11 protein-coding genes and 1 tRNA gene are annotated in these 15,947 nt (G+C 61.4%); 4 read left to right on the top strand and 8 right to left on the bottom strand.

Going from position 1 to position 15,947, the window contains the following annotated elements; all coding sequences use genetic code 11:
• Nucleotides 1-130: 130 nt before the first annotated feature.
• The 3 genes from U5A67_RS10555 to U5A67_RS10565 all read right to left on the bottom strand — a co-directional run bounded on the left by U5A67_RS10555 (nucleotide 131) and on the right by U5A67_RS10565 (nucleotide 4,579).
• Nucleotides 131-1,753, bottom strand: coding sequence for an amidohydrolase (locus U5A67_RS10555; RefSeq protein ID WP_321813936.1), 1,623 nt, complete (start codon nucleotides 1,751-1,753; stop codon nucleotides 131-133).
• A gap of 13 nt (nucleotides 1,754-1,766) precedes the next feature.
• Complete coding sequence (locus tag U5A67_RS10560; protein ID WP_321813937.1) at nucleotides 1,767-3,341, bottom strand: DUF3138 family protein; 1,575 nt, start codon at nucleotides 3,339-3,341, stop codon at nucleotides 1,767-1,769.
• Between the two features lie 101 nt (nucleotides 3,342-3,442).
• The gene (locus U5A67_RS10565; protein WP_415767806.1) at nucleotides 3,443-4,579 is read right to left on the bottom strand and encodes a polyamine ABC transporter substrate-binding protein; all 1,137 of its coding nucleotides are present in this window, start codon (nucleotides 4,577-4,579) and stop codon (nucleotides 3,443-3,445) included.
• Between the two features lie 185 nt (nucleotides 4,580-4,764).
• On the opposite strand from U5A67_RS10565, the gene U5A67_RS10570 reads away from it, so the two are divergent.
• Together U5A67_RS10570 and U5A67_RS10575 are read left to right on the top strand one after the other, a co-directional pair.
• Nucleotides 4,765-5,694, top strand: coding sequence for a helix-turn-helix transcriptional regulator (locus U5A67_RS10570; protein WP_321959691.1), 930 nt, complete (start codon nucleotides 4,765-4,767; stop codon nucleotides 5,692-5,694).
• Nucleotides 5,695-5,803: 109 nt separating this feature from the next.
• Nucleotides 5,804-6,349, top strand: coding sequence for a TIGR00645 family protein (locus U5A67_RS10575; RefSeq protein ID WP_321813940.1), 546 nt, complete (start codon nucleotides 5,804-5,806; stop codon nucleotides 6,347-6,349).
• Between the two features lie 10 nt (nucleotides 6,350-6,359).
• On the opposite strand, the gene U5A67_RS10580 is transcribed toward U5A67_RS10575, so the two are convergent.
• The 4 genes from U5A67_RS10580 to U5A67_RS10595 form a co-directional block, all read right to left on the bottom strand.
• Nucleotides 6,360-6,830, bottom strand: coding sequence for a Fur family transcriptional regulator (locus U5A67_RS10580; RefSeq protein WP_205981965.1), 471 nt, complete (start codon nucleotides 6,828-6,830; stop codon nucleotides 6,360-6,362).
• Between the two features lie 136 nt (nucleotides 6,831-6,966).
• Nucleotides 6,967-8,043, bottom strand: a complete 1,077-nt coding sequence (locus tag U5A67_RS10585) for a hemin-degrading factor (protein ID WP_321813941.1) — start codon at nucleotides 8,041-8,043, stop codon at nucleotides 6,967-6,969.
• A gap of 31 nt (nucleotides 8,044-8,074) precedes the next feature.
• The gene (locus U5A67_RS10590) at nucleotides 8,075-10,417 is read right to left on the bottom strand and encodes a TonB-dependent hemoglobin/transferrin/lactoferrin family receptor (protein ID WP_321813942.1); all 2,343 of its coding nucleotides are present in this window, start codon (nucleotides 10,415-10,417) and stop codon (nucleotides 8,075-8,077) included.
• Nucleotides 10,418-10,668: 251 nt separating this feature from the next.
• On the bottom strand, nucleotides 10,669-11,691 hold the full coding sequence (locus U5A67_RS10595; RefSeq protein WP_321813943.1) for a LysR substrate-binding domain-containing protein: 1,023 nt from the start codon (nucleotides 11,689-11,691) through the stop codon (nucleotides 10,669-10,671).
• Between the two features lie 109 nt (nucleotides 11,692-11,800).
• On the opposite strand from U5A67_RS10595, the gene U5A67_RS10600 reads away from it, so the two are divergent.
• Nucleotides 11,801-13,099: a gallate dioxygenase gene (locus tag U5A67_RS10600; RefSeq protein ID WP_321813944.1), complete on the top strand. Its 1,299-nt coding sequence runs from the start codon at nucleotides 11,801-11,803 to the stop codon at nucleotides 13,097-13,099.
• Between the two features lie 176 nt (nucleotides 13,100-13,275).
• Here U5A67_RS10600 and U5A67_RS10605 read toward each other — a convergent pair whose 3' ends face one another.
• Nucleotides 13,276-15,363, bottom strand: coding sequence for a putative bifunctional diguanylate cyclase/phosphodiesterase (locus U5A67_RS10605; protein WP_321813945.1), 2,088 nt, complete (start codon nucleotides 15,361-15,363; stop codon nucleotides 13,276-13,278).
• 340 nt (nucleotides 15,364-15,703) lie between these two features.
• On the opposite strand from U5A67_RS10605, the gene U5A67_RS10610 reads away from it, so the two are divergent.
• Nucleotides 15,704-15,781, top strand: a tRNA-Gln gene (locus tag U5A67_RS10610).
• Nucleotides 15,782-15,947: the final 166 nt, after the last annotated feature.

The following is a 15,947-nucleotide window of genomic DNA, read 5'->3' on the forward strand; positions in this document are numbered from 1 at the left end:
AACGTTTCGTGATGTTGACCGTCGCTTCCGGCGACGTACGCGTGAGCTCGCCGTAGACCTCGCGTAGGGTTGCAGATGAGAGTGCACCCATTCGCCCGCGCGTAGCACACGCCGAATAGCCTTCACACCCTCAATCAAGCGCCCCATACACCGCCTCCCCCTCAAACACCGTCAGTTGGTTTTCCACCGCACCGGTTTCATGCGCTTCGCACGCTCGCAGATCGCGCTCAAGCACTGCGAACGACGCCGCGCGCCCCGGCGCGAGCATCCCAGCGCATTCGTCCATGCGTAGGCTGTACGCCGAATTATGCGTATAGGCACGCAACATCGTCGCGAGATCGACGCATTGCTCCGGCAGAAAAGGCGTCGCCTGCGCATCGCCAGTGCGGGCGCGGCGCATGGCGTGCTCGATTGCCACGAGCGGGTTCTGCGTCGAGACCGGCCAGTCCGAGCCGCCTGACACCATCGCGCCCGCGCCCACCAGATCGCCGAACGCGTACTGGCGCGCCATGCGTTCCGTCCCGAGCAAACGCTCGTAGAGCGAAGCGAGATCCGGCGCCACATCGGCCCACAAAGCCTGGATCGACGCAATCGCGCCGGTCTGCGCAAATCGCGGCGCATCGGCGGGATCGATCATCTGCACATGCGCGAGTTGCGCGCGGCGATCGCGTCGTCCGCGTTCGCGGTTCAGCGCCTCCAGTACATCGAGCGCCATTCGCACAGCGCGATCGCCAATCGTATGAAAATGCAGATCGAAGCCTGCTGCATCTGCGGCAAATGCCGCTTCGCGCAATTGCTGCGGATTCCAGTGCGCTTCGCCGTTATGGGCGGCGTCGCGATAAGGGTCGAGCAGCGCGGCGGTGCGGCTCTCGATCACGCCATCGATAAAGATCTTCGCCGTATGCAGGCGCAAGCGGCCGCCGTCGTGCGCGACGCGCCACGCGCTGAGTTTTTCGATTTGCGGGGCAATCGGCATGTTCGGTGAAACCAGCAGCCCCAGGCTCACGTTCGCTTTCAACACACCTGAATCGCGCGCACGTGCGTAAGCATCGACAAGCCGTTGCCCCACCATCGCCTCAAACCATCCCGCGATGCCGAAGCGATGCGCCTGCGCGAGCGCCTTGTCGAGCGCGCGCGCGGACTCTTCCGCGCCCATCTGCGGCAGATGTCGAAAAAGGCCGTATAGCGCGGCTTCGTGCACGACGCCGGTAGGTTCGCCGTGCACATCGCGCTCGTAGATGCCGCCTTCCGGGTCCGGCGTCCCTGCACCTACGCCGAGCACTTCCAGCGCGCAACTATTCAGACATCCTGAATGCACATCATGACCGATCAGCAGAAGCGGCCGGTCGTCGACCATCGTATCGAGCGTGTGGCGGTTCAGTTGCGCGCCCATCGATTCGAGCGAGACGTTGCCCGCCATCACCCAGGAACGCTGCGGATGCGCCGCTGCGCAAGCGCGCACGCTTTCGACGATCGATTCGACGCTGTGCGCGTCGCCGAGATCGGCATCGCATGTCAACTGGAAGCCTTCGACCGGATGCGCATGCGAATCCGTAAAAGCCGGCACGATCATGCGTCCGCGCAGATCATGGTGATCGCCGCCACGCAGTTCGCGCGGCAGGTCCGCGTGCGCGCCGATCCACGCCACGCGAGCGTCGCGCAGCACGAGACAATCGGCGTAATGCGGCGTGGCGCCGCCCGTGTAGACGCTGCCGTTGTAGAACGTGGCGTCGCTGAAATTTGTTTCTGCCATGATTGAACCGCTATCAGAAGGTGTAAATGAATTGCCCGGCGACGATATCGTTCGAGCGCGAATACGTACCGTCGTGCGTGAGGAATACCGGATGATTCGCGGCGTCGTGACGGTATTCGAACTTCACGGTGATCTGTTGCGTGGGGAAGAACAGCAGGTCGGCGGTGAGGTCGTAGTGCTGTACGCCGCGGCATTCCGTGCCGTTGCGCGACGACGCCGCAAAGCAGGCCGGATCGATGCCAAAGCCGCTCGTTGCATTCACCGAAGGATTGCTGCCGCTCAGACCGTAGAGAATGTTCGGCGCGCCGCCGCCATTGGCCGTATTGTTCAGATAATCGAAGCGCAGCGTCGCGCCCATATGACCGAACCACGCGCTCGTCCACTTCTGATGCCCCTGCAACGAGAAGCCGTACCAGCGCGCCGTGCCGCCGTCCCACGCGCCCTTCTGCTGCTCACCGTAGTCGACTTGTGCGTTGAACTGCGTCTTGTCGCGGATATACGTGAGATCGCTTTCGATGTAACGCATCATGCCGAATGGCGACGACGCATTGCACTGATAGCCATAGCCGCCTGGATTTGAGCATGGCGAGTACAGCGTGCTGCGTCCGTACATGGCCGCAATGCCGATATCGAGCGCAGTAGAAAGCGCATTGTCGAAGCGAGCCGAAATCGACGGTACCCAGTTGCTGCGCGAGGTATTGTTCGGGCCATCGACCACGGCGGATGCCGTACGTAACTGCTCGTTGGCGATATAAACCTGCCAGAAGTGCGTGAAGGTCGCGTTATTGCCTTTCAAACCCATGCCGACCATGCCCGCCGGCTCGCTGAAGTCGTACAGCAGATTGTGCGTGAGCGTGAGCATCTGGTTCGACGGCAACGGCTCATAGCCAATCGGGCTTTGCAGCAGACCCGCTGTGAACGTCGTGAGCGAGTTGAGCGGCACCGTCACGTCGGCTTGCGAAAGAATATTGTTGCCGACATAGCCGCGCCCGCTGCTCAGCGTCGAGCCCACGCCGCGATTGGGCTGGATCACGATCTCTGCCACCGGTGCGAGCGGACCTACGCCGAAGGTCTTTTTGATGTCGAGATAGACATCGCCAATCTGGCTTTCGTAATAGTCGTAGACGCCCGGATCATGATTGAGGAACTGGAAGCCGCCCGTGCCTTGCGCACGGTTGTACAGATAGAGCGGATCGATATAGCCCGTCACGCTCAGGCCCGCGAGCGGCCCGGTGGTCGCCGCGTCTTCAAACGCATCGGTCTTTAACGTGAGGCTGTTGAGCTGCTCGCGCATTGCACGCGCGTCTTCTTCGGAGAGGGTGCTTGTGCTGGCGATTGTGTTTGTCCCAGCGCTTGCATTCGTGCTTGCGGCCAGCACAATCTGCGCGCCGGTCGCGGCTTTCGCATGCTGCTCCGCTTTGAGCGTCTTGACCTGCTGCTCCAGTTCGGCAATCTGCGTACGCAGCGAATCGAGCTGTACGTCGATATCGCGCTCGCCGGTTTTACTACGGGTCTTGCCATCGTCGCTGGCATGCGCGCTTGCGGCAAACACCAATACGCACAGCGAAACGGAGGTCTTTATTTTCATGTGAAGGTCGTCGTATGGACGAATCAAGCCACGCCACAGCGCCTCGCGGCGTGGCCACGCATTACCAAGAATTCACTGGAATGACCAGAAACGGAGCAGCGTCAGTTGGCTTTATATTGCTGCCATAAGCGCGTGACGAGACGCGTCACCTCGGCAGGTACGGGCTTGACCGTAAAAAGCTTTTTGAACTGGTCGGGCTGCGGAAACACCGCCGGGTCGGCCAGCACATCGGCGGCCAGCAGCTTCGACGCGCCCGGGACCGCCGACGGATACGACGTGTCGTTGGTCAGGTTCGCGCTTTCCTCGGTGGAAATCGCAAAGTTGATCCACTTGAGCGCGACTTCGGGATGCGGAGCGTCTTTCGGCACCGCCATCACATCGAACCAGATCGGGCTGCCTTCCTTCGGCAGGATGTAACGGATGTGGAACGAGCGATGACCGTCGAGCGCCGCGCGCCGCGCCGTGTTCACATCGCCCGACCAGCCCAGCGCGATGCAGATATCGCCACCCGCAAGATCGCCGATATAGCTGCCCGTGCTGAACTGCGCGACATAAGGCCGGATGGTTTTGAGCAGCGCGAGCGCATCCTGGTAGTCCTGTGGATTTGTGGTATTCGGATTGCGCTTCATATAGAGCAGCACCGTGCCGAACACATCGCGCGGCGAGTCGATCATCGAAATGCCGCAGCTTTTGAGCTTTTCGGCGTTCTTCGGATCGAACAGCAGATCGAGGCTGTCCAGTTTCACGTCCTTGCCGAGCGCGGCCTGCACGCGCTCCACATTGATGCCGAGACCATCGGTGCCCCACGTCCACGGTATGCCGTAGCGGTTGCCCGGATCATCGGCCTGCAGTAGCGCCATCAGCTTCGGATCGAGCAGGCTGTAGTTCGGCAGCTTCGACTTGTCGAGCGGCTGGTAGATGCCCGCCTGCAATTGCTTGGCCCAGAACGCGTCGGACGGGACGACGACGTCGTAGCCCGCGCTGCCCGAAAGCAGCTTCGCCTGCAGCGTTTCGTTGCTGTCGAATTCCTGATAGACGACCTTCACGCCGGTCGCTTTCTCGAAGTTCGCAACCGTGGCCTTGCCGATCGAATTGCCCCAATTGTAGACGTTGACGCTCGGCTGATCGGCCTGCGCCAGGTTCGATGCGCATGCCAGCGCCACCGCTGCTGCCAGTGTGCCCAGTGCCGCTACGCGGCTGAAATAGCGGCTTGCTGTGTGCCGCGTTCTGCCTGTCACCCCTTCCATCGTCACTCCCCCGAATCGATTGTGTGAAGTACGGGGATAGTCTAGGCAGCGCTATTTCTGGCGTCTGTCCTGCCTGGGGGGGACAAGGACGACGCGAAAGGCGCGCCGGCAAGGGCTTTCCGGTGTAGGCAGCCGTTTTTTTTTGTGCTATTTCATTTGTCTCGAAGGCTGCGCGATTGCGGCCACGAGTCCATTTCAACGCCGCGCGCACGACGCGCCGCCTGTGCACCATGCCCGCCCATCACGCCTCCACTGCCGATCCGGCCCCTTCGATTCCGCTTGGGCAACTCGCGCTGATCGCCGAAGCGATCGGCCCGGTTGCTGACGCTATCGGTACGCCGCACTTTCTGCGCGAGCTGTACCAGTGCGTCGTGCGATTCGCCGACTGTGATGCGCTGCATCTGCAGTGCACGCATGGTACCGGCGAACAGCGTCGCGTCGAATGGATCGGCAGTCATGGACTCGATATCGAACGGCTCGAGCGCACGATGCAACTCTATTTCGGCCAGTTCGCGCATTGCGATCCCACCTACGCGCGTTCGAGCGGCAGCGACGACGTGGAAGTGATTCAAGTTTCGGCACAAGGCATTGAGGATGCCGAACTACGTCGACTGGTGTACGACGCAGGCGACATTCACGACGAGTGCATGGTGCTGCGCCCCGCGCACGGCGCCACCTACTCGCTCTCGATCTGCCGCTCACGGCGTCTGCCGCCGTTTTCGCTCAAGGAACTCAGCCTCGTCAAACATCTCGGGCAGATCGTCTTGCCGATCGCAGCGGCGCATGCCCGGCTTGCCGGCGTGGCGCACGATACAGGCCATGGCGGCGATGGCGAAGGCGACGTTGCATGCGATGCACGGCGCGCTGTCGATCCGCTCGCGGCCTGCATCACGCAGCGGCGCGTCGAGTTGTCCGCACGCGAGGCGGCCGTTTGTTCGGCGTTCGTGCAAGGCATGACGGCGGAAGCAGCCGCGCGTGCGCTTGGCGTCAAGCCGTCGACGGTCGAGACTTACGCAAAGCGCGCGTTCACCAAACTGGGCGTGGGCTCGCGCCGCGAACTGCTTTCGCTCGTGCATGGTGAAGCGCGCATGGCGCTTGCTACCTAACTCACAGCCGACAGCCGCCGCGCACCGCGCTGATGCGCTTGCGCCCGGTCGCGCACGCTTGTTTGCCGCCGTTTAGATCAACGTCGTGTATATGGAACAAGGGAAAGCCATGCGTCCAACGGAGAAAACGGAAGGACACGCTTCGAATCTCGCCGAAAGACTGGTCGAGCACGGCATCTTCGCGAGCCGGTGGGTACTCGCGCCCATCTACGTCGGCCTGGCGCTGGGATTGATCATGTTGCTGGTCAAGTTCTGCCAGGAGTTCTGGCACATGGCCACGGGTTTGCTGGGCAGCAGCGTGGAAGACGTGATTCTGGGCGTGCTGTCGCTCATCGACCTTTCGCTGATGGCCAATCTTCTGCTGATGATCATTTTTGGCGGCTATCAGAACTTCGTCTCCAGGCTCGAACTGGGCGGCCACGAAGACACGCCGGAATGGATCAGCCACGTGGGTTTCTCAGATATCAAACTGAAACTCATGGCGTCGATTGTGGCGATTTCGGCAATCGAAGTTCTGCGTGGCTATCTGTCGATCGAAAAGGTGGGACTTTCAACCATCATATGGGGAATCGCCGTGCATATGACCTTCGTGCTGTCCGCCGTTCTGCTGGCGGGAATGGACTGGATAACGGCGAAAACCCGCGCAATCAGTTAAGCCTGCCGCGTCACTCACAATCCGCGCAGACGATACTGATATTGATCGGTTGCTCCGACGATCCGAACATGGAAACCTGCGTGGCGGATTTCATCAGATCGACAAATTGCGGGCTTTCGAATTTTGTTCGACGTCCGCATTTCCGGCACGAGACCACGTGCATTTTTTCAGGCTGACGCGGGCATTGCAGGAAGAACGTCGCTCTTGCGCCCACATCGCCCGGCGTCCATTGACGGGACACAATCCGTACCCGTTCGAAATCCACCAGATTCCGGTAGATCGAAGCCTGGCTCAGGCCAATCCCTTTTCGATTCGCGAAAGTATAGATTTCATCGGCCTTGACGCCCTGTTTCATTTCGAATAACGAAACAAGAACGGCAATTCGCGTAGGCGTCGCGCGAATGCCAATCTCATTCATGTGCCTGACAACAAAGTCACGCCAGGCTGCGTCCTTAGGGCTATGCGGTTCAACTTTTTTCATATGGTAATGACCGGGAAAATCGCATCTTCGACACGATGAACAGACATCGTGCAAGTCACAACTTCCCCGGTTTCTCAAACTCAGACTGATGGTCCAGAAAGCGCTTGCATCACACCATTCTCAGCATGCCGCGATATCAGGCGGTGGCGAGTTCGTCGTGCACCCGCAGCGCCTGCGCCAGTTCGCGCCATTCGGCCAACTCGGGCTTGCCGGGTTTGCGCGCGCCAAACAGCATCGCGATGTTTTCACCTTGCGCATCGAACAGTTCGACCGATGTGACAATGCCGTCGACCGTGGGCTTGCGCACGAGCCACGCGCTCGCAACCAGATCGGCACGCAGATGCAGGTTGAAACGCTCGTCCAACACGTTGACCCACGGTCCCATGGTGCGAATGTTCGTCACTTCGCCCGTGTGAATCTGGATCATGCCGGCATTGCCGACAAACACCATGATGGGCACCTGAGCACGCGCGGCGTCGACCAGCAGCGTCTCGATCACGTTGTCGGCCAGGCGCGTCACATAACGCGGTTCGGCCAGACGCAGCGATTGCGTCCGCGTGAGCCCGAACTTGCGCAGCAGCGGGAAGAAGTCGTGCGTATCCTTCATCTCGTGCCAGGCGGCATGAAAGCCCGTGACGTCGATATCCGCATCCTCGCGCACCGGCTGCGCAGGCGCTGCCGGCTTCAGTGCCAGCACCGCCGATTGCCCGGGATCGCGCCACTCCGCCTGCAGTTCGTCAAACGCCGCGTGGTGGCTATGGTCGCGCAGAAAGACCTTGAAAACCGCCTCGCCTTGCGCGTCGTAGAACTGGAAGCTCTTCATTTCGCCGTTGGCAGACACATCGCGCACGGCGAATGCGAACGCCCAACTGCGATGAAACACGCGCAGATCGATGTCCGCGCCAAGCACGAGACCCACGTGCCCTTCTGCGCTCACTTGTTCGAATACGCCATCCTTCTCGTGCACGGCCGCCTCGTTGCGCGTGAGCGTCATCACGGCGCCAAGACGCGGCATTTGCGCGATCAGGCCCATGAAATCAGGCTTCAAGCGCACGACATTGACGCCGACAAAAGCGGCCACGGCCTGCGCTTCGCTCACCTGCATCGCCGCGGCGGCTTCACGCTGCCGCAGCTTTTGCGTGCTCTTGCGCGCGATATACTCGTCGCGCCATTGCGCAACGGCCTGGGGATCGGAAAAATCGACTGGATTCATTGTTTTCCTTTGTGGGTGTTGGAAACGTATTTCAGAAGTCGACTTTCATGCCGACATTGAAATTGCGTCCCGGTGCGGTATAGGCATTGAGGGTCGCGTAGCTCGAGCTACCCGAGAGATCGCGCACATCGCTCCAGCGCCAGTATTTGCGGTTGAACAGGTTGTTGATGCCGGCTGTCACGCTCACGTGCTGCGTGATCTTGTAGCCCGCATGCAGATCGACGATCGTGTACGAAGGCGTCGAGAAATATTTGGTTGACGAAGTATTCACGTCGCTCGTATTGCGGCGCGAGTTGTAGGTCACGTCGGCGCCCACGAACCAGCGATCGTCGCCACGGTATTTGATGCCCAGCACCGCAGCAAGCGGCGGAATCGACATGATTCCGCTGGTCGTGCCGTCCGTGTTCTGTTCGGTGCCGTCGGTATAGGCCACGCCGCCCTTGATTTCCAGCCTTTCGCCCGCGAACCAGTCGAATTTCGCTTCGACGCCCTTGATCGTGGCGTTGCTGAAGTTGATGTACTGATACTTCTCGGGATCGGTGGCCGAAGTCAGGCTGCCGCCCACGACTTCCGAATCGATAAAGTTCTTGTAGCGGCCATAGAATGCCGACGCGCTATACGACACGCGATTCGTGCCGAACGCGAGCTTGCCGCGCATACCGGCTTCGAATGAATTGCTGGTTTCCGGCTTCAGGTTGGGATTGCCGACCTGCTCGTAATACGTGTGATACATCGAGGCCGCAACACCGCCGCCATAGTAACTATTGACCTGATTGGCCGAAGGCGCGCGGAAGCCCCGTGCGTACTGCACGTACGGCACCATCGCCGGGCTGATTTCATAGAGGAATGCCAGGCGTGGCGACAATGCGTTGCCGCTGGAGTTGGAAAGCGGCTGTGTCGATGCGCTCGCGGCCGACGTATACGTGCTGTCCGCGTCGGGCGTCATATGGTAATAGTCGAAACGCAGACCCGGCACGAAGGTCAGCTTGTTCCAGCTGATGCTGTCCTGCATATAAGCGCCCAGATTGAGCGTTTGCGTCTTCGGGAAGTTCTCCAGATAACCCGACGTCGCATCGGCGGTATTGCCGTTGGAATCGGTATTGAACTGCGAAACGCTCACATCCAGACCGTAGACCAGCTTGTGCGAAAACGGGCCGGTTTTAAACGAGCTTTCCGCCACGGTATTGCCGCCGACAATGCTCTCGCCGTAGTGGTTGTAGCGCGTCACGTCGCTCGTCGTTTCGCCGATCAACAACGATTGATCGGTCGCCGCATTGCGGTAGAAAACCGAACTCTTGACGTGCTGGACATAGCGATTGGTTTCGTCGTCGTGATCCCATTCGAGTTTCACGCGATTGCTGGTCACGTCGTTGGTCGTGTTGTACGACGTGGTATTGGCCGTGTAATTGCCGATTTCGTACAGGCTGTCGACCGAGCTGGTGTTGTTCAGCGTTTCGGCGGTCAGCTTGAGCTTGTCGGTGCTGGACAATCTGAAAACGAGCTTTGCCAGCGCGGAGCGGTTGTTGTAGGTTGCCGGGTCGGCTTCGTCACGGCTTGCGCCCGTGCCACCGGTGCTGCCGTGATTGTCCAGTTCGTGCCCGTGACGGCCCGACAGCATCAGCATGCCCTGCACCGCGCCGTTCGCGGTGCTGAATGCCGTCGTGGCCACGCCGCCCCAGCTACGGTCGCTCGAGTCATAGTCCGAGCGCACCGAGAAGTAGGTGTTTTTGCCGTAGATACCGAGCAGATCGGCAGGATCTTTGGTCACGAAATTGACCGCGCCGGTCAGGCCATCGCTGCCGTAAAGCACCGATGCCGGTCCGCGCAGCACTTCGACGCGCTCGTACAGATCGGTATTCAGATAATCGCCGCGACCCGCCGCGCCCGAACCGAACGAAAAGGTCTGCGGCAGCGGAATGCCGTCTTCGAGCAACAGCACCTGATTGCCTTCGAGACCGCGAATATTGATGCCGTCGTTACCGGCGCGGCCCGTCGAGCTGCCGATACCGCTCGGGCGATACGCCTGGCGATTCACGGCCACGCCGGGTTCGTATTTCAACGCATCCTTGATGTCCCTGGCGTTGTCCTCTTCCATGTCGTCGGAGGTGATGACGGACACCGTTGCCGCGGATTTGGTGGGATCGGTCGTGCCGATGCGGCTTGCCGTTACCGACACCACGTTCAACTGGTTCTCGACGCGCGACGCCGCGCTGGCCGCGCTTTTAGCCGCGGGAACCGTGCTCGCCGCAACACCGGAAGCCGCCGCGGCCGACGTAGCCGACTGCACCGACGATTGTGCCCATGCGCCCTGCGAACCGCACAACTCGGCGAACGCAAGCGGAATCAGGATTGCCAGAATTCTTCGTTGAAACACGTCTTCCCCTATCAGTACGCGCGTCGACCCCACGAAGGGCGACAGATTTGTTAAGGGGGCTGAATATACATGAGAAGCATTCTCATTTACAGTTTTTTGAAATTACGATTTGTTGCCATATAGCTTTCAGGCGGCAAGGCGCCGCGAAGCCAGATTCTGCTGTTTCGGAGTATTTATTTCAGATTCCTTACGCCGATTGCGCGTAAGCGGTGTAAGCGACGCAGGCGGCGCAGGCGGCGTAAGCGGATTCGCTAACGGGCCGGTATGGGGGCAACCGCGCGCCGCAGTTGTTCGGCGAAGGCTTCGACTGCGCCGGAGAACGGCCCGGCGCTGCGCCGCAGGATGCCGATCTGTTCGACGTCGCGCGGCACCGGCACATCCAGCGCCGCCAGTCGCCCAGCGTCCAGATCGCCCTGCACCACTCGCTGCGGCACGATCCAGACCGCCAGCGAATTCATCACCACGCCGCGCGCGACCGAAGCCGATTGCGTCTCCACGCAACCCGCTGGCACGGGCAACCCGCTGGACTCGAAAAACGCTTCGATGTGATGGCGCGGCGCGGTGTGCTCGCCCGCGATCACGAGCGGATACGCCAGCGCCTCGTCCAGCGTGAGCGCCGCGCCCGCGAGCGGATGCCCCGTGCGCGCGACCATCGCCAGCGACTCGGTATAAAGATATTCGAACGAAATGCCGGGCATATTCGATGGCTCGGCCATGCGCCCCACCATCAGATCAAGCGCGCCGGACTTGAGCGCGCCGAGCAAACCCGCGTTCGACTCCACGCGCACTTTGATGCCCACGCCGGGCAACACGGTCTGCATCGATACGATCGCGGCGGGTAGCACGGCCGCCTTCACGGTCGGCAGCGCGCCCACCCGCACCGCCGCCGCATGCGTGGCGTTTTCGCGCGTGAGCGCAGCCGCCGAAGCGTCCACCGCGCGCCGCACGTCCAGCGCGTAACGCAGGAAATGCTCGCCTTCGGCCGTGAGCGTGGCGCCGTTGCGGCCGCGCTCGACCAGCCGCCGCCCCGCCCATTGCTCCAGTTCGCTCAAGGTTTTCGAAAGCGCTGGCTGGCTCAGATGCAGACGCTGCGCCGCCAGCGCCATCGTCGGCGCCTGGGCGATCGCGACGATGCAGTTCAGGTGGCGCAAGCGCAACCGCGCCAGCACATGCGAGCGCGCGCTGCTTTCGTGCGGGCTTTCGTCTGCACTTTCGGCCGGGCTTGCGTTGAGATCGGCGGCCGCTTTTTCGGTGTGGAGCGGAGTCTTTTTCATAACCTAACGTTATTGAATCACTACTCAAAAGTCAATTTACTTAACCGTCGATTAAGTCAAAAATCCCCATCCAGAGAAATCCCAGATACCCCCAACAAGGAGGAGACGCATGGCCACGCTCGTCGGCGGCATCGCCGTTTCGCATACGCCCACCATCGGATTCGCGCTCGACGCTCACAAACAGGACGACCCCGCGTGGGCGCCCATCTTCGCCACTTTCGAGCCGGTCAAGAACTGGTTGCGCGAGCAACGACCCGACGTCATCGTCTACGTCTACAACGACCACGTCACGTCGTTTTTCTTCGATCATTACTCGGCGTTCGCGCTCGGTATCGGCGAACAGTACGCGGTTGCCGATGAAGGCGGCGGCGCGCGCGATCTGCCCGCTATCGGCGGCGATCCTCGCTTCGCGCAGCATCTGGGCATGAGCCTCATGGCCGACGAATTCGACATGGCGTTCTTCCAGGACAAGCCGCTCGATCACGGCTTTTTCTCGCCGATGTCGGCCCTGCTCGATCACGACGCCGAAGGCTGGCCCGTGCGCGTCGTGCCGCTGCAGGTGGGCGTGCTGCAATTCCCGATTCCCAGTGCGCGCCGCTGCTATCGGCTTGGCCAGGCGCTGCGCCGCGCAATAGAAAGTTATCCTGACGATCTGCGCGTGGTCGTGATGGCAACCGGCGGCCTGTCGCATCAGGTGCATGGCGAACGCGCGGGCTTCAACAACGTCGATTGGGATCGCCAGTTCATGGACGCGATCACCAACGACCCCGAAGCGCTCGCGCAGATGACGCACGCCGAACTGGCCGAACTCGGCGGCTTGGAAGGCGCGGAAGTCATCATGTGGCTGATCATGCGCGGCGCGCTCGCAGGCAACGTCAAGAAGGTGCATAGCGGCTACTATCTGCCGTCGATGACGGGCATCGGCACTCTTGTGCTCGAAAACACCGCCACGCCGCTGCCGGGCGCGGCGCAAGCGCGTCACCGCGCGCATATGGCGCAGCAACTCGAAGGCGCAGCGCGGCTCACCGGCACGTATCCGTTCGATCTGGCATCGAGCGTCAAGGCGTACCGGCTCAACAAGTATCTGCACGCAATGATCGACGCGGAGCATCGCCGCGCGTTTCTCGATGATCCCGAGCGCTCGTTCGAAGCGGCCAACCTGAGCGATGAGGAAAAAGATCTCATCCGCCGACGCGACTGGCGCGGCCTGATTCACTACGGCGTGATCTTTTTCATGCTGGAGAAACTGGGCGCGGTCGTGGGCGTGTCGAACCTTCACATCTACGCGGCCATGCGTGGAGAGTCGCTCGATGCCTTCCTGCAAACGCGCAACACCAAGGTGCTCTATTCCGTCACGAGCAACACCAGCGAGGCGACGGGCTGGAGCGGCAACGACCCCGCAAAATAAGGCTTGGTAGCGGCGCTCCACACAGCGCCGCTATGCCGATGCACGTGTTTGCGGCTCGCCGCGCCGCAGACGCACAAAGCCAGCCTGCAGCCCGCACAGCTTGCCAGGCACGATGCCCTCTATCTGCAGGGCGTATTCCACCGTTCAATCTCCAACTGAACGAACTGCTCACCCCACTAGTTCCTGAGTGCTGGCGAAGCCGTCATGGCGCGCCGGAAATCGTCGCCCGCGAGCGGCGATCCGCACAGAAAGCCCTGCATCTGATCGCAGTCGAGCGCGAGCAGCTTGAGCGACTGCGCGACAGTCTCGACGCCCTCGGCGACCACCTCGATACCGAGCACGCGCGCGAGCGCCATCACCGCCGACAGCAGCGCTGAACTGCGCGACGACGTATCGTCGAGGCCGCTAATGAAGGCGCGATCGATCTTGATCTGATCAACACGAAAATCCTGCAAATGCCCCAGGCTCGACAGCGCCGTACCGAAATCGTCCAGCGCCACCGCATAGCCGCGGTCGCGCAGTGCCTGCACGATCTCGCGTGTGCGATCGACGTCCTGCATCGCGGTGGCCTCGCTGATCTCGAACATCAGCCGCTCCGGCGGAACGCCCGCCGCCGTCACCACGCCGTCGATACGCTCGACGATACGCGGCAGATTGAACTGCATCGTCGAGAGATTGATCGCGATGGACATCGGCCCGAGCCCTTCGCGTTCCCATTCGACCAGATGCGTGCAGATCCGGCTCAGCACCCAGTCGCCGATGGCGATCATCAGGCCCGCACGTTCGGCGATCGGAATGAATTCGAGCGGCGGCACGTTGCCCAGCACTGGATGGGTCCAGCGCAGCAGCGCTTCGGCGCCGGTCATGGCGCGGCCGTCGACGGTGTATTTCGGCTGGAACACGAGGTCGAACTGCGCGTTGGCCAGCGCCACGTGCAGATCGCGCTGGATATGCAGCGAGCGCAGCGTGGAGCGGCTCATGCTGTCTTCGAAGCGGCGAAACGTGTTGCGGCCGCTGCGTTTGGCGGCGTACATCGCGCAATCTGCGTGGCTCAGCAAGGTGTCGAGCGACACGGCCTCGTCGTGCGCGAGCGCAATGCCGATACTCGCGCCAATGCGCACCGGCAATGCCTCCGCCAGCACGAACTCATTGGCGAGGCTGGCGAGAATGCGCCGCGCGATGGTGTCGGCGGTGTCGCCCATATCGCCGCCGGGCGCGCCGGATGCGCCCGCCGCCACGACCACGAATTCGTCGCCGCCAAGCCGCGCCACCAGATCGTCCTGACGCGCACAATCCTCAATGCGCTTCGCCGCCTGGCGCAGCAGATCGTCGCCAATCCTGTGCCCCAGCGTATCGTTGATCACCTTGAAGCCGTCGAGGTCGATGAACAGCACGGCAAGCGGCTCGCCGGCGCGGGCGCTGCGTTGCGCGAGTTCCTTCGCGCGCGTCATCAGATAAGCGCGATTAGGTAGATCGGTGAGCGCGTCGTGGGTGCCGAGATGACGGATCGTGTTCGCCGCGCGATCCAGCGAAACGGACAGGCGATTCGCCTGCGTGCCGAAAATCCATAAGGTGCCGATCAGCACGACCGTCGAAGCCACGCCGACAATCAGTGCGAGCGCATTCGCATCGACCTTGTGCGCGCTCAGGCAGCGGCTGCCCTCGGCGAAGGTGGCGGCGCTCATGCCCGTGTAGTGCATGCCGCTGATGGCGAACGCCATCAACGCAGCGGCGGCCAGACGTTTCCAGACGATGTTTTCGCGGCGCGAGTCGCGCAGATGAAAAGCGAGCCACAGCGCGGCAATGGAAGCGCCAATCGCCACGGCCACCGATAGCGTCACGCGCGTGGCGTCGTAATTGATGGACGGCGACATGCGCATGGCGATCATGCCGGTGTAGTGCATGGCCGCCACGCCCAGCCCCATGACGGTTCCCGCCGCCGGCAGCCGGCGCGCCGAGAGACAGCCCCGGCTCACGGTGGCGAGCGCGACCAATGCGGCGAGTACCGCCAGCGCCAGCGAAGCCGTCGTCATGTCGAGGTCGTAACCCACCGCAATCGGCAAGGTCAGCGCAATCATGCCGATAAAGTGCATCGACCAGATGCCGATGCCCATTGCGCTGGCGCTGCCCGCGAGCCAGACGTGGCGCCAGCGGCTGCTGGTCACTGCACTGAGCATGGCGGCGCCTTCGAGTGCCGTAAACGAAGCAAGGAAGGCGACCAGCACCGACAGACACGTCAACAGCGGGTTATAGACACCGTTCATTCGTGGCCCTTTGCGCGCTTATTGCTTTTGCGCGTCATTATGATCAAGTCTCTTTTCCGAACCTGCTAGCCAGCGCGCGTTATCGCAGCCGACGGCAAGCACGCGCCGCGTCTCTCCGCGCGGCGTGGATTCTTTATTGCTTCGGACGCATCGATGCGTAACGACTACCGTTATAACGGTCGATGCGGACAGATCTGAAGGGCATACAAAGGCGGTTTCTCTTTCACGGCGTTACAGGGCCGCCGAACCGGCACGTTACGGGTGCTCGCCTGGCGATAGCGAAATCGTGCGTTTTTTATTTGCATATTTCCGATACTCTGTTATTATTTCGCCCCTACGTAGGGGAGTCGCCAAGCTGGCCTAAGGCACCGGATTTTGATTCCGGCATTCGAAGGTTCGAATCCTTCTTCCCCTGCCACTTCTTTTTTGTCTGCGCTTCTTTATCTGCGTTCAGGCATTCATCAGCGATACGATCGAGTTCGTTGCGTACGACGTGCATGCCACCGTCGCGAATGTCACTCAGCTGATCGGCGCTATCCAGCAGTAAATTCCGTATATCCGTGTCGAATGTGCCGCCTAGCGCG

It is taken from the genome of Paraburkholderia sp. J69-1, assembly GCF_905220255.1.
Taxonomy (GTDB): Bacteria; Pseudomonadota; Gammaproteobacteria; order Burkholderiales; family Burkholderiaceae; genus Paraburkholderia.